The sequence below is a fragment of the Vibrio sp. SCSIO 43135 genome (assembly GCF_023716665.1).
GTDB classification, from domain to species: domain Bacteria; phylum Pseudomonadota; class Gammaproteobacteria; order Enterobacterales; family Vibrionaceae; genus Vibrio; species Vibrio paucivorans.
In genome coordinates this window covers 2,174,109-2,192,989 of sequence record NZ_CP071859.1, presented here as the reverse complement: position 1 = coordinate 2,192,989, position 18,881 = coordinate 2,174,109, and the positions used below count along the sequence as shown (strand labels likewise).

The window sequence follows — 18,881 nt, the reverse complement described above, 5'->3', positions numbered from 1 at the left end:
AGGGAGCCAACGACTCCCTTTGTTATTTTTAAATTAAACGGAATGTTTTAGTTCAAGCTGCTTGTCCTAGTTCTCGTGTTTGTTTTTAACCAAGGTCAACGTCTTTTGGCCTGAGCTGGAACTCTTCAATCGAACCGATCTCTAGGCCTAGGTCTAGGGCTGCCGATTCATGATGTGCGTTACCTTGGGTATGCATGATCAAACGGTTAGCAGTCCGAGGTTTAAGTTGGTTGACGACGAAACGGATCATGTCTGTACGACTGAGTTGTTTTAGTTCTTCCAAAACGCGTTCTTTCTGGTCGAAAGTGTGGTCTTTATTACCGATTGCTACCCACAACCTTTGAGCTCGACCGCGTAACGTCGAGTCAGGTGTTGCAATCTGGTTCCACAGTCCTCGCTTACTGCTGTGCCACTGATATTCGTTCAGCTCTAACAGCACCATATAGAAGGCATTGAGAAACTCATCGATGGAGCTGATCAAATCTGAAGGCGCGGCATTTGGAGACTGAACATAAAGCACAATACCAGGGTGGCGATTTAGCGGCATGTTGCCAGTTCCCACCATATAACCCAGTTGCTGCTTGGTACGAATTTCGTGGAAAAACGTCGCAGACATGAGGTGATTTGCCAGTGAATACAACGCGATGCTTTTGGGCTCGATGTCTTCACACTGGTAGTAGACTACAATAGCAGAATCTTCTTGATCGCAATGAACTTCACGCTGGAAAGTACCGTTCTCGCCAAGCATGACAAGTGGGCGTAGCGACTCTTCGTAACTTTGATTACTTACTCGTAGCGCGTCCTTAAGAGTCGTAGCCAATTGAAGCGCGTCTTCTTTACGCCAATCACCATAGACGAACATTTCGACGTGCAATTCAGCTAGGATCTTCTCTACAAACTCCGCGAGTTCATTCACTTCGATGCTTTCAAGTGCGGCTATTAAGTCTTGGTAAGGTGGGTTATTGGGTTGTAAAATCCCGGTCATAGCATTGAACAGCTGCGATATAGGACGATCTTGCGCAGAATTATTCCAACTGCGTAACAACTGTTGCTTTATTGAGTCGAAACGCTGGCTGTTGAATTCGCGTGCAGCGAAACGCTGCAAAATCATTTTCATCAACTCAGGTTGTTTCTGACTAAAGCCAGAAATCGTTAAAGTCACACCACCTTGATGGGCGTACATGTTGTAACCCATCCCAGCGATTTCGGCCTGATAGGTTTCCTTAATTAAAGAATCTAAGAACATTTCTACGCACAGGCGCGTCTTCACTATGTTTCGAGGGTTTGCTACAGAATGGGGGCTGTCTATGGCAACGTAAATAACGCCTTTAGGCACCCTGAATTGATGATCTTGTAGATGCCAAAGCGTAAAACCATCCAATTCTTCAATCACTTCTGGCAGCTCGCTGTTAGATTCGAGTGGCTGGGGATCGAGGTCGTAGCAAATAAATGGGTTTTTTGGAGGCAGCGCTAATGGGAAGTCACTATTTTCGCTACGATAAATGTCAATTTGTTGCTGGCTAAACGGAGCGACCGAATAGGGAGTCGAATACCACTTAGCGATTTGGTCAAAATGCTGATGTTTAGCAATGATGGTTGTACGCAGATTATCAATTGTCATGTAATCCATGAAGCGTCGAATGGTCGCTTCTTCATACTCGATCATCATGTAGTCGCCGTATACCACGTCTTCACTGGCGTAATGTTGCATGTTAATAACAAGGTGGCTGGCAAGGTCTAGCGGTCGTGTTGGCTCCTGAAAACGGAAAGCGGACTCGAGCACAGCTTGCTTCTCATTGTATCGCCACTCATCCATTCCCTGCTGCTTTATCAGCTCTAAATAATGGAATACGGATTGAATAATGGTGTCGGTGTGCTCAAGCCCTTGCTCCGTGAGCGCGCAGCTGACGGTAAATTCTCGGTAATTACTGCCGCTTACCCCACCGCCTGCAGACAGAGAGGTTACCCAGCCTTGATCTTTCAAGGCGAGCATCAGGCTACCTTCACCTTCATAGCCTAGTAGATTAGCTAAATAAGAGAGTGGTTTAGTTTGGTAGTAGTCGTCGACGCTTGGCATCGCGAATGCGAGGATGAGTTTTCTGATCTCTTTGACTGGCTCGACATGTACAGTGATACCCGTACTGGATGGCGCAGAATACTCTACATCGATCGACTTACCTGCTAACTGATTGTTGACCACGGAAGAGAAGTGCTCGCTAGCCCATTGCTCTAGCTCATCAAGTTGTTGCTCTCCGACTAATGTTAGTGTCATTAAATCGGCAGAATATTGCTGCTGATGAAACTGGACGATTTCACTTCGAATCGACTGCCCGTCACGGTCACCTAGTGTTTCGAGGTTGCCGACTGAAAATTTAGAAAATGGGTGAGACGGATTAATCAGTTCTTTATGAACCTGGTATAGACGTCGAGAGTCGTCATTGAGCTTAAGTTTGTATTCGGACTCTACGGCTTGACGCTCTTTATCAAGCGCTTCTTCATTGAACAGGGGCGCGGTAAAGAATTGGCTAAAACGATCTAGGGCTTTATAAAAAGCGTTTGGAGAAACATCGAAAAAGAAGCAGGTATGCTCTGTCCCGGTCCAAGCGTTGTTGCTACCACCATGTTGATTAATAAAGCTTTGAAACTCGCCCACCTTCGGGTACTTTTCTGTGCCAAGAAAAAGCATGTGTTCCAAGTAATGCGCCAATCCTTCTCTGTCACTTGGATCATCAAAATGCCCAACATTGACCGCGAGAGCAGCTGCGGACTTCTGTGCATCGGGATCGTGAACCAACAAGGTTCGTAAACCATTAGCCAACGTAATGTAGCGGTATTGATTAGTATCATTTGGGCTTACGTGCACAGCAATTCTCCGAAAAGTGCCTTTTTATGACTCAAAAGGCATAACGCGTAATTATCAGTTATTGTTCAATTATGACTATGAAACAGAGAGCTGCAAATATAGGGCAGGGTTAAATAATCATAAACGCTACGTAGGTCATAGCGTTTTAATAGATTGTTAAAAAAGTCAGCGTAATTAGCAAGGTTGTTGATATAATTATTGTTATACCCACACACCCCAAAACCGAGTCTCTTTAGCGGTTTATTATGAGGGTGACTGCGTGTATTGGATCGAACTGCTTTGCGTAGCTAAGAATCCGTCGGAATAGAAAGAGCAGCAAAAGACTGCCAGATATAAATACAAGTAGTTTAGGAACCAAGAATGAAAATATTCATTATGCGCCACGGAGAAGCGGAGCATTTTGCTTCCTCTGATGCTGAGCGCCCTCTTACTGAACGAGGTCGAGATGCATCGATCTCAGTAGCCCGTGCTTGTCGCGAGCAAGGTTTTCATGAGTTTGACAAGGTACTTGTCAGTCCCTACCTAAGAGCACAGCAAACTTGGGAAGCTATTGGGCAACACTTTACAGCCAAAAGTGTAGAAACCAGTGAAGATATCACTCCCTATGGTCAATCTGAACAAGTGTTTGACTATGTTTCCGCTTTGATTGAAGTTGAAAACTTACAATCGGTGCTGCTAGTGTCCCATCTACCACTTGTTGGATATCTCTCTGCAGAGTTCGTGACTGACATGGTTCCTCCAATGTTCCCAACGTCCGGCCTCATGTGTATTGACTTCGAACCGGCAAGTCAGTCTGGTCAACAAAGTTGGCATATCCATCCTTAATAGAGCGGTAGAGAACAGCCAGTTCTCTGACAGTGCTTTAGATTTGGTTAGTCGTTGCTTAGGTTTCGGCTAATTTATCTTACTCTGGTACAAAACCTAGCCAGCCATTATTTTGACGATGTAAAGCGGACTAATTTTTGCATTCCTGATTTAAGTAATTCAATACTAATCAATATTTTCAATCGAGACCGCCAGCTGAGCTATGAAATTTTCACTTCCATTTGCGGATAAACTGCCTTCAATTCCACAGCGAGCGATGCCGGCTATTGGCGCGCCAGTCATGGTTCTCGCTACATTGGCGATGGTTGTCCTGCCAATACCTGCATTTGTTCTCGATCTGTCTTTTACCTTTAATATTGCACTAGCGATGGTGGTGCTATTGGTGACTGTGTACACCAGGCGTCCACTAGATTTTGCTGCATTTCCGACAGTACTACTTATTGCGACTCTGCTGCGTCTAGCGCTCAACGTTGCTTCAACTCGTGTAGTTTTGCTGCATGGCCACGAGGGGCCAGGGGCTGCGGGTAGCGTGATCGAGGCATTTGGTAACGTTGTTATTGGTGGTAATTACGCCGTTGGTCTAGTGGTCTTCCTTATCTTAATGATCATCAACTTCATGGTTGTAACAAAAGGTGCAGGGCGTATTTCCGAGGTAAGCGCGCGATTCACGTTGGACGCCTTACCGGGTAAACAAATGGCGATTGATGCCGACCTAAACGCGGGGTTGATTGATCAAGAGCAGGCGCGAACACGTCGATTTGAAGTGACAAAAGAAGCGGATTTCTACGGCTCTATGGATGGTGCCTCTAAGTTTGTTAAAGGTGACGCGATAGCCGGTATCTTGATCCTATTTATCAACATCATCGGTGGTCTATCGATTGGTATGGCTCAATACGGGCTAGGTTTCGGTGACGCGATTGAAATCTACACGCTATTGACTATCGGTGATGGTCTAGTGGCGCAAATACCATCACTACTTCTTTCTATTGGTGCTGCGATTATGGTGACTCGTCAGAACACGGACGAGGACATGGGGCAACAGGTCGTATTCCAGATGTTCGACAACCCTAAAGCGCTGATGATTACGGCAGGTATTTTGGGTGTCATGGGGATTGTTCCTGGCATGCCGCACTTTGCGTTCTTGCTGCTTGCTGCGATGGCTGGTGGTTGGGCGTACTGGATAACGCGTAAGCAGAAAAAAGAAGCAGAAGAAGCCAAACTTCCGGTTAAAAAAGAAGCCGAAGCACCTACTCAAAAAGAACTGTCTTGGGATGATGTTCAACCCGTCGATGTTATTGGCCTAGAAGTGGGGTACCGATTGATTCCTTTGGTGGATCGTGACCAAGGTGGGGAACTACTTGAACGCGTTAAAGGCGTTCGTAAAAAACTGTCGCAAGATTTCGGTTTTCTCATTCCAGCGGTACATATTCGCGACAACCTTGAGTTAACCCCAAATAGTTATCGAATCACTTTAATGGGCGTGGCAGTCGGTGAAGCTGAAATTCGCCCAGACCAAGAGCTTGCGATTAACCCGGGGCAAGTGTATGGAATGATTGAGGGTGAGCCAACTATTGACCCTGCTTTTGGCTTAGAAGCTGTTTGGATTAAAGAAGAGCAACGAGAACACGCTCAGGCATTGGGCTATACCGTAGTCGATTCGTCAACGGTACTTGCTACACACTTGAGTCAGTTACTGACCAACAACGCATCTCAGCTTATTGGACATGAAGAAGTTCAAAATCTACTTGAAATGCTATCGCGCAGCGCACCGAAGTTGGTGGAGAACTTTGTACCTGATCAACTCCAGCTTGGTGTGGTGGTTAAAGTACTGCAGAACTTACTTAACGAAGCGATTCCGATTCGTGATATTCGTACCATTGTTCAAACTTTGTCCGAATACTCAACGAAGAGTCAAGAACCCGACATTTTGACCGCAGCAGTCCGTATTTCCTTGAAACGCCTGATCGTTCAGGAAATCAATGGGATAGAGCCAGAATTACCTGTTATTACCTTGATTCCTGAGCTGGAACAAATATTGCATCAGACCATGCAAGCATCCGGTGGAGAATCGGCAGGCATTGAACCTGGTTTAGCGGAAAGACTGCAGTCTTCTTTGAGTCAAGCAACTCAAGATCAAGAACTTAAAGGTGAGCCTGCTGTACTCCTTACTTCTGGGGTATTGCGCTCGACACTCGCGAAATTTGTTAAGAACACGATCCCATCGCTTCGGGTTCTGTCTTACCAAGAAATTCCAGATGAGAAACAAATACGAATTGTACAGGCAGTTGGAAATTGATTGTTAACCAATTCTTAAATGGACATCTACTTTGAAGATTAAACGATTTTTTGCCAAAGATATGCGTACCGCTTTGCTCCAAGTCAAAGAAGAACTTGGTGCTGATGCCGTGATCATGTCTAACAAAAAAGTCGCAGGTGGCGTTGAAATTGTTGCCGCAGTTGATGGTGAGCAAGCCAATGAACGTTCAGCAAATGCCTATAGCTCTCGTCCGAGAAATAACTACACTCAGGCATCATCTGTGGCTTCTCATAAGCCCGCTCAGCGGCAGCTCGAGGATGATAAAGTAAGCCTCAAAGCTGGAGCAGACAACGGTCACTCAATGACTAAACGGTTTGCCAACATGCTTAAGCAGTACAGTAACGGACAAGAACCTGAGCCGGTACGTAAATCCGAGAACGAGGATTCACTGTCTGCCCTGCTTAAACGTCAGAATGACCAAAATGATCGCGACAGCATCATGCCAAAGGCGGATTCTCCTTTAGCGCGCTTGATTGCAGAAGACCGCAGAGTTGAGAAAGCACCTCCACGCCTAGATCCTTCGAGGTACGACAGACAGCGCCAAAACGATAAATCGTTACCTAATGAAGAGCTCGAAGGAATGAAAGAAGAGATGACTTCGATTCGTCGCCTTCTAGAGCACCAAGTATCAGGGTTAATGTGGCAAGAAGTCGAACGTCGTGAGCCGCTAAGAGCTATGCTTATTAAACGTTTAGAGCGAATGGGAGTGTCATCTGAGCTTGCAGATCAGTTGGCTTGTTATATTCCCGAAGATACGCCACCAACGAAAGCTTGGAAGGCGTTGCTAGGTTTGGTTGCCGACCAAATCCCAGTCTCTAAACAAGATATTTTAAAGCGCGGTGGGATTGTAGCCTTGCTTGGTCCTACTGGTGTAGGTAAGACGACCACTATTGCTAAACTGGCCGCGAGAGCTGCGATGGAGTACGGTGCAGACAATGTCGCACTGGTAACAACGGATACTTACCGTATCGGTGCACATGAGCAACTGTCCATTTATGGAAGAATTATGGGATGCCCTGTAAAAGTTGCTAAAGATTCCAACGAGTTAGCCGATGTAATTTATCAGTTACGGAATCGCCGCCTGATCTTAGTCGATACAGCAGGTATGGGACAGCGAGATGTTCGCTTGTCTGAGCAACTAGATACGTTAATGCAAGAGAGTGGAGAAGTGATTCATAGCTATCTTGTATTGCCAGCTACAGCGCAAAGGAAAGTGCTACAAGAAACCATAGAGCATTTCAGACGTATCCCGCTCTCTGGTTGTATTATGACCAAGCTCGATGAATCGCTTAGCTTGGGGGAATTTGTGAGTGTTGTTGTACAAAATGCTTTGCCAGTCGCTTACATAGCAAATGGACAGCGTGTACCTGAGGACATCGTCTTAGCACAGCCAAAATACATGGTAGCCAAAGCGAACGAATTACTTGAAAAGTCGACAGATAATGAGCCTCACTACTGGAATAGTGACTCAGACGAGAGGCTCTAGGCGGCGAAAAATTATGACAAATAAAATGATACATGACCAAGCAAGTGGCTTACGCCGCTTAACGCAACCATCATTAACCAAGGTTATTACCGTAACTGGCGGTAAGGGTGGTGTAGGTAAATCAAATGTCACCTTAGGCCTTGCCATTAGTATGGCGCGCCAAGGTAAAAACGTCATGGTACTAGATGCAGATCTAGGCTTAGCTAACATCGATGTGATGCTAGGGATTCGCCCAAAACTTAATTTGGGCCATGTTTTAGCCGGTGAGTGCGAGCTTAAAGATACCATTGTAGAAGGACCGCATGGAATTAAGATTATTCCAGCGACCTCAGGCACGCAAAGTATGACTGAACTCTCACATGCACAGCATGTAGGGTTGATTCGAGCGTTCGGTAGTCTCGAAGAAGAAATGGATGTGTTGCTAATTGATACGGCAGCTGGTATTTCTGATATGGTTATCAGTTTCTCACGTGCCGCTCAGGATGTTGTTGTTGTGGTATGTGATGAGCCAACGTCGATCACTGATGCATATGCTCTGATCAAACTTTTGAGCAAAGAACATCAGGTTCAGCGCTTCAAAGTTGTTGCAAATATGGTCAGAAGCTACCGTGAAGGTAGAGAATTATTTGCAAAGTTGACTTTGGTCACAGAGAGGTTCTTGAATGTGAGCCTTGAACTCGTAGCATGTATTCCATTAGATGACAAAGTACGCCAAGCGGTTAAAAAACAAAAAATTGTTGTGGATGCGTTTCCTCGCTCTCCAGCAGCTTTGGCAATTAGCTCGTTGGCAAATAAAGCACTTACTTGGCCAATTCCCAAAACTCCGAGTGGTCATCTAGAATTCTTTGTAGAGCGATTATTAAATCGAACAGACATTTTAGGGGAAACATTCAGTGAATAAAGCGCTGACTTACGACCAATATGCTAATCAAAATAGCCAAAAGATTTTTTTGGAGAAGTACTCTGTATTGGTCAAACGTATTGCGCACCATTTACTCGGCCGCTTACCACCAAGTGTTCAGGTTGACGACCTGATCCAAGCCGGCATGATCGGCTTGCTTGAAGCCCAAAAAAATTACGACGGAAGCAAAGGTGCCAGCTTTGAAACATATGCTGGCATTCGTATTCGTGGCGCTATGCTCGATGATATCAGGCGCGGAGACTGGGTTCCTCGCTCCGTGCATAAGCATAATCGAGAAATTAGCCAGGCGATTTCGACCTTGGAAAGTGAGTTAAATCGCGATCCAACGGATGCTGAAGTAGCGAAATACCTAGATATGTCGATAGATCAGTACCACACTGCATTAACAGACATTAATTGTTCTCGGTTAGTGGGAATTGAAGATCTAGGTGTTTCTGATGATGCAATTGCACCAACGGAAGATGATGATAATACACCGTTTAAGGGTGTGGCAGACGAATCTTTCCGCAAAGCATTGATAGAATCAATAAAATCTCTACCAGAGCGTGAAGCCTTAGTACTTTCGCTCTATTATGATGAAGAGTTAAACTTAAAAGAAATTGGTGAAGTTATTGGTGTTAGCGAGTCTCGCGTTAGCCAAATACTCAGCCAATCAATGCAGCGTCTACGTACCAAATTAAGTGCTTGGACGGAACATGAATAACAATCACTGATATCAAACTCAGTGGAGGCAATTTTGAATAAAAATATGAAAATTCTTATTGTTGACGATTTTTCAACAATGCGCCGTATCGTTAAAAATCTACTTCGCGATTTGGGCTTCAATAATACCCAAGAAGCGGATGACGGCCTGACTGCATTGCCTATGTTGAAGAAAGGTGATTTCGATTTTGTCGTGACTGACTGGAACATGCCAGGGATGCAAGGAATCGATTTGCTGAAGAACATTCGTGCTGATGATGAGCTTAAGCACCTGCCTGTACTGATGATTACAGCAGAAGCTAAACGCGAACAAATCATTGAAGCTGCTCAAGCTGGTGTAAATGGCTACATTGTTAAACCGTTTACCGCAGCTACTCTTAAAGAAAAACTAGACAAAATTTTTGAGCGCTTATAAGCCAGTTTTTATGGCGTTTAGTTAAACGCAAAAAGGCCAATATTAGGATGATTTCATTAGACCAGGCAAAACAACTTGTCGAATTGCTCGAACAAGAGCAGCAGCAAGAAGCCGACCTGCTAGTTAAGAATATCTACGAGGGTGGTGAAAACGCCATGCTTCAAGAAATAGGTACTCTTACCCGCGACTTACATGATTCGCTCAAGAATTTTAATCTCGATGAGCGTATGAATGAGATTGCAAAAGACGAAATCCCCGATGCGAGGGATCGACTTCAATACGTGATCGAAAAAACAGAAGTTGCTGCAAACAAAACGATGGACGCAGTGGATCGCTGTATGCCAATTGCCGACGATCTACATGAAGGGTTGTTAAAAGTTCGTCCACAGTGGAATGAACTGATGCATGGCAGAATTGAATTAGCTGAGTTTAAAGCGCTTTGCCATCGCATTGATGAGCTTCTATCACAAGTTGAAGGCGACAGTTCAGAGTTGCGCGGGCAACTTACTGAGATATTGATGGCGCAAGACTTCCAAGACCTAACAGGTCAAATTATTCGCCGTGTCATCACCTTAGTGAATGAAGTTGAAGGTCGTTTGGTTGAAATCCTAACCGTTTTCGGTACTAACCAAACCGAAGAAGCATCCGATAACAAGAAAAAAGCATCAGTCGATCCTGAAGGTCCAATTTTGAACCCTCACGAGCGAACCGACGCAGTTTCATCTCAAGATGAAGTAGACGATCTACTCTCGAGTCTTGGGTTTTAGGGGTAACGTATGAGCTACGAATTAGACGAAGAAATTCTTCAGGACTTTTTAGTTGAAGCAGGTGAAATACTTGAGCTTCTTTCTGAGCAGTTAGTTGAACTTGAAAACAACCCAGAAGACCGAGACCTTCTCAATGCCATTTTCCGCGGCTTCCATACCGTTAAAGGTGGTGCGGGCTTCCTGTCACTTTCAGAACTTGTCGATACCTGTCATGGTGCCGAGAATGTGTTTGATATCTTAAGAAATGGCCAGCGTTCTGTGACGGCTGGTTTAATGGATACCATGTTACGTGCTTTAGATACTGTCAATGAACAGTTCCAAGCAGTACAAGAACGCGAAGAAATGACACCAGCGGATCAAGACTTACTTGATGAACTTCATCGTTTGTGTAAACCAGAATCAGAAGATGAAGCCGCCCCTGAACCTGTAGCTGAAGTACCTACCCCAGAGCCAGTTGTTGAAGCTGAGCCTGTTGTAGAAGAAGCACCCGTGGAAACACAGGTGAACGCGGGGTCCGTGGATGATATTACTCAAGATGAATTTGAGAAGCTTCTAGACGAGTTACATGGACAGGGTAGTGCTCCTGGACAATCTAGCGCCGCGGCTACTCCACCACCAGCTCCAGAGCCTGCTGCACCTGCAGCGGATTTAAGTGGTGACATCACTGACGATGAATTTGAAAAATTGTTAGATGAGCTTCATGGTTCTGGTAAAGCACCTGGCGCTGAAACATCAACGATGCCACCTCCAGCAGCACCAACACCTCCTCCTGTTGCAGCATCACCTGCTGCAGGTGGTGATGATCTTATGACTGACGCGGAGTTCGAGAAACTACTCGATGAACTCCACGGTTCAGGGAAAGGCCCTTCACCAGAAGAACTGGATGCTGCAACGAAACCTGTTTCGGCTAATGCTGCGCCACCACCTGTGGCTGCTCCCACACCGGTTGCTTCTGCTCCTAAGCCTGCGGCTCCTAAACCAGCACCTAAAGCAGAGAGTAAGCCACCAGCGAAAAAAGAAGCCGCGACACCAGCGACACAAACTAAGAAGCCACAAGCTGATGCGACCGTCCGTGTCGATACTTCAACACTTGATACCATTATGAATATGGTCGGTGAGCTTGTATTGGTTCGTAACCGTTTATTGAGTCTTGGTTTAAACAGCAACGACGAAGAAATGTCTAAAGCGGTTTCGAATCTAGATGTTGTCACCGCTGACCTGCAGGGTGCGGTGATGAAAACCAGAATGCAGCCAATTAAGAAAGTGTTTGGCCGCTTCCCTCGAGTTGTACGCGACCTTGCTCGTAGTTTGAATAAAGATATCTCACTGGAAATGCGTGGTGAAGATACCGACTTAGATAAAAACTTAGTTGAAGCTCTAGCGGATCCATTGATTCACTTGGTGCGAAACTCTGTTGACCATGGTATCGAGATGCCTGAAGACCGTGTTGCAGCTGGTAAGGCTCGCACCGGTAAGGTAATCCTGTCTGCTTCGCAAGAGGGTGATCATATCGAACTGGCTATCGTCGATGATGGCGGCGGTATGGATCCGGATAAATTGCGTGGTATCGCGGTGAAGCGCGGAGTGATGGATGAAGATGCGGCTTCGCGACTTTCTGATAAAGAATGTTTCAATTTGATCTTCATGCCTGGTTTCTCAAGTAAAGAGCAGATTTCTGATATTTCGGGCCGTGGTGTAGGTATGGACGTTGTGAAAACAGCGATCAATACACTAAATGGTTCGATTGATATTGACTCTGAAATGGGTAAAGGCACTAAGATCACCATCAAAGTGCCTCTTACTTTAGCAATCTTACCAACACTAATGGTTGGTGTTGCAGGCCACCCATTTGCTCTTCCTCTTGCAAGTGTGAATGAGATTTTCCACCTTGACTTAAGTCGTACGAACGTTGTTGATGGTCAATTGACTATTATTGTTCGCGAGAAATCCATTCCGCTATTCTACTTGCAAAACTGGCTCGCCCCTCAAGCTGGTCAAGTTGAACTGCGTAAAGGGCATGGGCATGTCGTTATCGTTCAAATTGGTAGTCAACGTGTAGGCTTTGTTGTTGACACATTGATCGGCCAAGAAGAGGTGGTAATCAAACCATTAGATAACTTGTTACAAGGTACGCCTGGCATGGCGGGTGCGACAATTACAAGTGACGGCCACATCGCGCTGATTTTGGATGTACCAGATTTGCTTAAGCAGTACGCTGCGGCATCGCGAATCTAAGCGTTACACGCTATTAAAAAGGGAAAATATGGCGATTAAAGTATTAGTTGTTGATGATTCAAGTTTCTTCCGTCGTCGGGTGAGTGAGATCATCAACTCAGAATCGCGTTTAGAAGTCATTGATGTTGCAGTAAATGGTAAGGAAGCGGTTGAAAAAGCCAAGCGCTTGAAGCCTGATGTCATTACGATGGACATCGAAATGCCAGTTATGGATGGAATCACCGCTGTCAGAGAGATAATGGCAGCGTCTCCAACTCCGATTTTGATGTTTTCGTCCCTGACACACGATGGTGCTAAAGCGACATTAGATGCGCTTGATGCAGGGGCTTTGGATTTCTTACCGAAAAAGTTTGAAGATATCGCGCGTAACCGTGATGAAGCAGTGAGCCTTTTACAGCAACGTGTGATTCAAATCGCCTCGCGTCGCGGAATGATGCGAAGACCTGTTACACCACGTCCTACACCAGCGGCTAAGCCAGCTACCTCAACGCGAGCTCCACTAGGTGCTAAGCCGGCTGCAAAAACCACGGCAAGTGCTCCAGCTGCAACGCGTTTCAAGGCAACAGGTAAAAAATACCAATTGACGGCAATAGGTACTTCTACTGGTGGGCCTGTTGCACTGCAAAAAATTCTAACTAAGCTTCCAGCGAATTACCCACATCCGATTGTGTTGATCCAGCACATGCCTGCGACATTTACAGCAGCGTTTGCGAGTCGCTTGAATTCGCTTTGTCGGATTCAAGTTAAAGAAGCACAAGACGGTGATATTTTGAAACCTGGTGTCGCTTATTTAGCGCCAGGTGGTAAGCAAATGATGGTTGATGGACGTCCTGGATCAGCGAAGCTGCGAGTCATTGATGGCGGTGAACGCATGAACTATAAACCATGTGTTGACGTCACTTTTGGTTCTGCTGCAAAAATATATGCCGATAAGGTACTTTCGATGGTACTTACCGGTATGGGGGCAGATGGTCGTGAAGGTGCTCGTATGTTGAAAACTGCAGGTGCGACGATTTGGGCGCAAGATGAAGACAGTTGTGTTGTGTACGGAATGCCACAAGCAGTCGCGAAAGCGGGGTTGTCCACAGAAGACTTGCCACTCGACCGAATTGCTGAGCGTATGCTAGTTGAAGTCGGAATGGCATAGAGGTAAGGGCATGATTGTTTGGAGTGTAGCAAACCAGAAAGGAGGAGTTGGCAAGACGACTACGACTGTTACCTTAGCGGGTTTGCTTAGCAAGCAAGGGAAACGGGTGTTGTTAGTGGATACTGACCCGCATGCTTCCTTGACCACTTACCTCGGCTACGATTCTGATAATGTACCAGCGAGTTTGTTCGACCTGTTCCAGCTAAAAGAATACACCCCGCAAACTGTGTCGCCTCTCATCTTAAAAACAGAAATTGAAGGCATTGACATAGTTCCGGCGCACATGTCTCTTGCGACATTAGACAGAGTCATGGGCAATCGCAGTGGGATGGGGCTGATTCTAAAGCGTGCGTTGTCCGCACTAAAAGAACGCTATGATTATGTGTTGATTGATTGTCCTCCAATACTTGGTGTGATGATGGTAAACGCACTAGCGGCAAGCGACCGTATATTGATCCCAGTACAAACTGAGTTCTTGGCGATGAAAGGCTTGGAGCGAATGGTTCGGACTTTGGCTATTATGCAGAAGTCTCGCAACCGTGCGTTTAAAGTCACGATCGTTCCAACAATGTACGACAAGCGAACTAATGCTTCCTTGCAAACCTTGAATCAGCTTAAAAAAGATTATCCAAACCAAGTTTGGAGTTCGGCTGTACCAATTGACACCAAATTTAGAGACGCAAGTTTAAAGCACCTCCCAGTGTCGCACTTTGCTGCGGGGAGTCGGGGGGTCTTTGCATACAAACAGTTGTTACTCTTCTTGGAGAGGTTGAGTATCGATGAGTAGCGATTCATTGTTGTCAGGAGAACAAGCGTTAGATGACTACTTCACTGCACTACTGGATGAAGAAGCGGAAACAGCGTTAGTTGACATTGTTGACGAGTCGGTAGTCTCTGCAGAGCCAGAGCCAGAGCCAGAGCCAGAGCCAGAGCCAGAGCCAGAGCCAGAGCCAGAGCCAGAGCCAGAGCCAGAGCGTCAAACATCACCTGAGCGCAGTTACTATCAGCTTCATGGTGATGAGATTGAGCTGCCTAATCTTGATGATGTTGAACGTTTGTTGAAGCAACTCGAAGACAGTAACCCAGTTCAAGAATTGGAGTTGGAAGAACTCATTGAGCAAAACACAATAGATATTGCATCAGCACCTGAAACAGTTGAAGTTGTTGAGGAAGTTCAAGATTGGGTGATTGAAGAGTTACCAGAAGCTTCGGCTGACACAGTTGTGTCTGATACTGAGGTTATTGAAGAGCCAATAGCAGATGTAGCTGTTGTCGTAGACACTGAAGTAGTTGAAGATTTCGATATAACTGACTCCAGCGTTGAGCAAGAAGCAGTGGAAACGCAGTCTGGTGGAAACAACTTGTCAGACTGGCAAAGTACCCAGAGAACGGAAGACTTCCAGGTACTGTATTTTGATGTTAACGGTGTCACGTTTGCGGTGCCGCTTGATGAACTAGGTGGTATTCACAGAATTGGCGAATTAAGCCATCTCATTGGGCGACCTAGTTGGTACTTAGGGTTACAGACCAACAAAGATAACCAACTTGATGTCGTTGATACTGCTTTGTGGGTGATGCCGGATAAATTGGCAGACGATACTTACAAAGAAAACTATGAATACATCGTAATGCTTGGTGAGAGCATGTGGGGGCTTGCAAGTTCTGAACTTAAAGGCACCGAATCGCTTAATACAGAAAAAGTTCGCTGGCGTGAAAAGGCAGGAAAGAGGCCTTGGCTAGCGGGTATGGTTAAAGAAAAAATGTGTGCTTTGATTCACGTTGAGGCATTGATAGCTATGCTTAATGCAGGGCTTGATGTCAAAGCACTAGATAGATAACAAACAGATTTAGTCGGAAACGACTTAGAGAGGAAAAGGTATGTCTCAATCTAATGAAGTCGAAGTAAGAAAAGAACAAACTAATGACGAAGTGCTTCAGTGGGTGACGTTCCAACTTGAAGAAGAAACGTACGGCATTAACGTAATGCAGGTACGTGAAGTACTTCGCTATACTGAAATTGCCCCAGTTCCTGGTGCGCCTGATTACGTATTGGGTATCATCAACCTGCGTGGTAATGTTGTAACGGTAATCGACACTCGCTCTCGCTTTGGGTTAATGGAAGGTGAAATCACTGATAACACGCGTATCATTGTGATTGAATCTGAACGCCAAGTTATTGGTATCTTGGTCGACAGTGTAGCTGAAGTTGTTTATCTGCGCTCTTCAGAGATCGACACCACTCCAAGTGTTGGTACAGATGAAAGTGCTAAGTTTATCCAAGGTGTAAGTAACCGTGACGGTAAGTTACTCATCTTGGTTGATCTGAATAAGCTTCTTTCTGAAGAAGAATGGGATGAAATGGCTCACCTATAATGGCGATGGAATCTTTGCTTAGTACACCAGTCATCGTTGGCGTTAGTACTTTTGTTGTATTAGTGCTGATTATTGGGTTAATACGCCTTAAAGGTCAGTTTTCGAAGCAAAGTGCACACCAACGCCAGCAGTACCGCGTACTGGAAAAAGAGTTACAAAAAGCTAACAAGCAATTGCTGGAAGTAAGGTCAGTTGTTGTCGGTCTAGGTCAACAAGTTGGCGAGCAGAAAGACATTATTCAACACCTGAATGAAAGAATTGCCGAATTAGAACATGCTGACAACGATGGTCGCTTATATACACGAGCGAGCAAAATGGTTCAGCTTGGGGCTGGGCTTCATGAACTTATTGAAGAGTGTGAGCTACCTAAAGCCGAAGCTGAACTGATGATGTCACTCCAGAAAAAGTTAGCAGGGCAAGAGAAAATTCCGCCGTTGGAAACAAATCCAGATAAGGCATCTAAACCGGTGCGGAAAAGAAGTTAGCGTATGCTGGTTGATAAAGGAGAGCTGTAGCTCTCCTTTTTTGTATCTAATATTTACTGATATAACTCTAAAGTATTAATTGCGACAAAAAGTGATTAAAAATTAACAGTTTCTTACGTAGTTTCGTGATTCAAAAGCGGGTTAATCTGTTTTGTCTAAATCCGGCTGTGGTAATATAACCGTCTTGAATTAGCTCGATGAATGCCCATGCTAGAAGTAAAACAGCTTACCGCCATTCGTGATGAACGAATCTTGTTCGAATCACTCACCTTTACGATAGAATCCGGCGAACTTGTTCAGATTGAAGGTCGTAATGGTACGGGAAAAACGACATTGCTCCGTATCATTACCGGTTTAGGTGATCGTGACGAGGGTACAATCTATTGGAATGGCGAAGACATCGAATCTAATCGAGACGCTTTCCATCAAGATTTACTGTTTTTAGGGCACCAAACTGGTGTAAAGCGAGAGCTTACAGCCTATGAGAACTTGAACTTTTATCAAACAATTCACTCAAAAAATAACGTTACGAAAGAGACACTATATCAAGCGCTTACTACGGTAGGGCTAGCCGGCCGAGAGGATGTGCCTGTTGCGCAGTTGTCTGCAGGTCAACAACGTCGTGTGGCGTTAGCGAGGCTCTGGCTAAGTGAACAAAAGTTGTGGATTTTAGATGAACCTCTTACCGCCATCGACAAGCAAGGCGTGAAAGTACTAGAGGCATTGTTCCTCAAACACGCTGAAGAAGGTGGGATTGTTATGCTGACAACTCACCAAGACATGTTTGCAGATAACCCTAAGCTAAGAAAGATCAAACTAGGTGAATAAGCAATGATTTCTACAATGTCCACAATTGTTCACCGAGAACTACTGATTGCATATCGTAGACAGGCCGATATTTTTAATCCTCTTTGGTTCTTCATTATCGTTATTACTTTGTTCCCATTGAGTATTGGTCCTGAGCCAAACCTGTTAGCCCGCATTGCCGCTGGAATCGTATGGGTTGCAGCACTTTTGTCAGCGTTATTGTCACTTGAACGGCTGTTTCGTGATGACTTCCAAGACGGTGCGTTAGAGCAAATGATGCTGATGCCCGTACCATTGCCATTAGTTGTGATATCAAAAGTCATATCGCATTGGATTTTGACTGGGTTGCCACTGATTATGATCAGCCCATTATTATCAATTTTGTTGTCTTTGGACTTCAACACTTGGCTCGCAGTTGTGTTGACCTTACTGATAGGGACGCCCACTTTGAGCTTTATAGGTGCTATTGGTGTAGCGCTTACCGTTGGATTGCAAAAGGGAGGGGTACTATTAAGTCTTCTTGTACTGCCTTTGTATATTCCAATACTTATTTTTGCTACATCAGCAATCGATGCTGCGTCTCTCGGTATGCCTTACAATGGTCAGTTAGCCATACTTGGAGCCATGTTTATGGGGGCTATGACGTTAACACCGTTTGCAATTAGCGCCGCATTACGAGTAAGTGTGCATTAATTGTTTTTGATCAAGCACGAAATTTTCCCTTTATATAAATTACAGAACGAACATTAAGTTCGTCTAAACAGAAGTAAGAGCGAGAACAAACATGTGGAAATGGCTCCATCCCTATGCAAAGCCTGAATCCGCTTACCAACTATGCGGTAAGTTACTTCCCTGGTTTTCAGTATTAGCCCTCCTTTGTCTGTCTGTCGGTACAGTCTGGGGCCTAGCATTTGCCCCATCGGACTATCAGCAAGGCGATAGCTTTAGAATTATATACATTCACGTACCATCTGCTATTTGGTCTATGGGTGTTTACATGTCGATGGCGATTGCCGCATTTATCGGCTTAGTGTGGCAAGTTAAGCTATCCGATATGGCAGCTTCCGCTATGGCGCCAATCGGAGCTGTGTTTACTTTTATCGCTCTGCTTACTGGTGCGGTTTGGGGAAAACCTATGTGGGGCGCGTGGTGGGTTTGGGATGCTCGCTTAACATCTGAACTGATTCTACTGTTTCTATATTTGGGCGTTATTGCTCTTTACCACGCATTTGACGATCAAAAAACGGCTTCAAAAGCGGCCGGAATTTTGGCTATTGTTGGCGTCGTAAACCTACCAATTATTCACTTCTCAGTAGAGTGGTGGAACACGCTTCACCAAGGCGCAACGATCACCAAGTTTGCCAAACCGTCGATTTCTAACGACATGCTATGGCCACTTCTTCTGAGTATCTTCGGCTTCGCGTTCTTCTTCGGGGCGGTCACAATGATCCGTCTTCGCAATGAAATCATCAGTAAAGAGAGCCATCGCCCTTGGGTGATTAAACTTGCGACAAACCAATCTCAGGGAGCCAAATAG

The 18,881-nt window shown here is 45.2% G+C and carries 17 protein-coding genes; 16 read left to right on the top strand and 1 reads right to left on the bottom strand.

Going from position 1 to position 18,881, the window contains the following annotated elements:
* Positions 1-85 precede the first annotated feature (85 nt).
* Positions 86-2,863, bottom strand: a complete 2,778-nt coding sequence (locus tag J4N42_RS09710) for an insulinase family protein (protein WP_252027674.1) — start codon at positions 2,861-2,863, stop codon at positions 86-88.
* Positions 2,864-3,223: 360 nt separating this feature from the next.
* Between J4N42_RS09710 and sixA the strand changes: the two genes are divergently transcribed.
* The 16 genes from sixA (at position 3,224) to J4N42_RS09630 (ending at position 18,881) form a co-directional block, all read left to right on the top strand.
* A complete protein-coding gene (sixA, locus tag J4N42_RS09705) occupies positions 3,224-3,688 on the top strand; it encodes a phosphohistidine phosphatase SixA (RefSeq protein ID WP_252027673.1) in 465 nt (154 codons plus the stop codon).
* Positions 3,689-3,890: 202 nt separating this feature from the next.
* Positions 3,891-5,984 (top strand): flagellar biosynthesis protein FlhA, encoded by a 2,094-nt coding sequence (gene flhA, locus J4N42_RS09700; RefSeq protein ID WP_252027672.1) that lies wholly within the window; start codon positions 3,891-3,893, stop codon positions 5,982-5,984.
* Between the two features lie 31 nt (positions 5,985-6,015).
* Complete coding sequence (gene flhF / locus J4N42_RS09695; RefSeq protein ID WP_252027671.1) at positions 6,016-7,491, top strand: flagellar biosynthesis GTPase FlhF; 1,476 nt, start codon at positions 6,016-6,018, stop codon at positions 7,489-7,491.
* A gap of 13 nt (positions 7,492-7,504) precedes the next feature.
* Positions 7,505-8,392: a MinD/ParA family protein gene (locus J4N42_RS09690; RefSeq protein ID WP_252027670.1), complete on the top strand. Its 888-nt coding sequence runs from the start codon at positions 7,505-7,507 to the stop codon at positions 8,390-8,392.
* Positions 8,385-9,116, top strand: coding sequence for an RNA polymerase sigma factor FliA (locus tag J4N42_RS09685; RefSeq protein ID WP_252027669.1), 732 nt, complete (start codon positions 8,385-8,387; stop codon positions 9,114-9,116). The genes J4N42_RS09690 and J4N42_RS09685 overlap by 8 nt, the downstream gene beginning before the upstream one ends.
* A gap of 45 nt (positions 9,117-9,161) precedes the next feature.
* Positions 9,162-9,530 carry a chemotaxis response regulator CheY gene (gene cheY / locus J4N42_RS09680; RefSeq protein WP_161153530.1) on the top strand — a complete coding sequence of 123 codons (369 nt, stop codon included), beginning with the start codon at positions 9,162-9,164 and terminating at the stop codon, positions 9,528-9,530.
* Positions 9,531-9,577: 47 nt separating this feature from the next.
* Positions 9,578-10,297 carry a protein phosphatase CheZ gene (locus J4N42_RS09675; protein WP_252027668.1) on the top strand — a complete coding sequence of 240 codons (720 nt, stop codon included), beginning with the start codon at positions 9,578-9,580 and terminating at the stop codon, positions 10,295-10,297.
* Between the two features lie 9 nt (positions 10,298-10,306).
* Positions 10,307-12,532: a chemotaxis protein CheA gene (locus J4N42_RS09670; protein ID WP_252027667.1), complete on the top strand. Its 2,226-nt coding sequence runs from the start codon at positions 10,307-10,309 to the stop codon at positions 12,530-12,532.
* Positions 12,533-12,560: 28 nt separating this feature from the next.
* A complete protein-coding gene (locus J4N42_RS09665) occupies positions 12,561-13,679 on the top strand; it encodes a protein-glutamate methylesterase/protein-glutamine glutaminase (protein WP_252027666.1) in 1,119 nt (372 codons plus the stop codon).
* A 10-nt stretch (positions 13,680-13,689) separates the two neighbouring features.
* Positions 13,690-14,466 (top strand): ParA family protein, encoded by a 777-nt coding sequence (locus J4N42_RS09660; protein WP_252027665.1) that lies wholly within the window; start codon positions 13,690-13,692, stop codon positions 14,464-14,466.
* Positions 14,459-15,517, top strand: a complete 1,059-nt coding sequence (locus J4N42_RS09655) for a chemotaxis protein CheW (RefSeq protein ID WP_252027664.1) — start codon at positions 14,459-14,461, stop codon at positions 15,515-15,517. The genes J4N42_RS09660 and J4N42_RS09655 overlap by 8 nt, the downstream gene beginning before the upstream one ends.
* A gap of 40 nt (positions 15,518-15,557) precedes the next feature.
* Positions 15,558-16,052: a chemotaxis protein CheW gene (locus tag J4N42_RS09650; RefSeq protein ID WP_252027663.1), complete on the top strand. Its 495-nt coding sequence runs from the start codon at positions 15,558-15,560 to the stop codon at positions 16,050-16,052.
* Entirely contained in the window at positions 16,052-16,537 is a 486-nt protein-coding gene (locus J4N42_RS09645; RefSeq protein ID WP_252027662.1) for a DUF2802 domain-containing protein, read from the top strand. Before J4N42_RS09650 ends, J4N42_RS09645 begins: the two co-directional genes overlap by 1 nt.
* 207 nt (positions 16,538-16,744) lie before the next feature.
* Complete coding sequence (gene ccmA / locus J4N42_RS09640) at positions 16,745-17,365, top strand: cytochrome c biogenesis heme-transporting ATPase CcmA (RefSeq protein ID WP_252027661.1); 621 nt, start codon at positions 16,745-16,747, stop codon at positions 17,363-17,365.
* Positions 17,366-17,368: 3 nt separating this feature from the next.
* The gene (gene ccmB / locus J4N42_RS09635; RefSeq protein WP_252027660.1) at positions 17,369-18,037 is read left to right on the top strand and encodes a heme exporter protein CcmB; all 669 of its coding nucleotides are present in this window, start codon (positions 17,369-17,371) and stop codon (positions 18,035-18,037) included.
* 91 nt (positions 18,038-18,128) lie between these two features.
* Entirely contained in the window at positions 18,129-18,881 is a 753-nt protein-coding gene (locus J4N42_RS09630; RefSeq protein ID WP_252027659.1) for a heme ABC transporter permease, read from the top strand.

Coding starts and splice junctions, on each gene's coding strand:
- J4N42_RS09650 (WP_252027663.1), top strand. CDS start 15,558: ATGTCTCAATCTAATGAAGTCGAAGTAAGAAAAGAACAAACTAATGAC.
- J4N42_RS09675 (WP_252027668.1), top strand. CDS start 9,578: ATGATTTCATTAGACCAGGCAAAACAACTTGTCGAATTGCTCGAACAA.
- flhA (WP_252027672.1), top strand. CDS start 3,891: ATGAAATTTTCACTTCCATTTGCGGATAAACTGCCTTCAATTCCACAG.
- J4N42_RS09645 (WP_252027662.1), top strand. CDS start 16,052: ATGGCGATGGAATCTTTGCTTAGTACACCAGTCATCGTTGGCGTTAGT.
- ccmA (WP_252027661.1), top strand. CDS start 16,745: ATGCTAGAAGTAAAACAGCTTACCGCCATTCGTGATGAACGAATCTTG.
- J4N42_RS09690 (WP_252027670.1), top strand. CDS start 7,505: ATGACAAATAAAATGATACATGACCAAGCAAGTGGCTTACGCCGCTTA.
- J4N42_RS09630 (WP_252027659.1), top strand. CDS start 18,129: ATGTGGAAATGGCTCCATCCCTATGCAAAGCCTGAATCCGCTTACCAA.
- J4N42_RS09655 (WP_252027664.1), top strand. CDS start 14,459: ATGAGTAGCGATTCATTGTTGTCAGGAGAACAAGCGTTAGATGACTAC.
- J4N42_RS09670 (WP_252027667.1), top strand. CDS start 10,307: ATGAGCTACGAATTAGACGAAGAAATTCTTCAGGACTTTTTAGTTGAA.
- J4N42_RS09665 (WP_252027666.1), top strand. CDS start 12,561: ATGGCGATTAAAGTATTAGTTGTTGATGATTCAAGTTTCTTCCGTCGT.
- sixA (WP_252027673.1), top strand. CDS start 3,224: ATGAAAATATTCATTATGCGCCACGGAGAAGCGGAGCATTTTGCTTCC.
- cheY (WP_161153530.1), top strand. CDS start 9,162: ATGAAAATTCTTATTGTTGACGATTTTTCAACAATGCGCCGTATCGTT.
- ccmB (WP_252027660.1), top strand. CDS start 17,369: ATGATTTCTACAATGTCCACAATTGTTCACCGAGAACTACTGATTGCA.
- J4N42_RS09660 (WP_252027665.1), top strand. CDS start 13,690: ATGATTGTTTGGAGTGTAGCAAACCAGAAAGGAGGAGTTGGCAAGACG.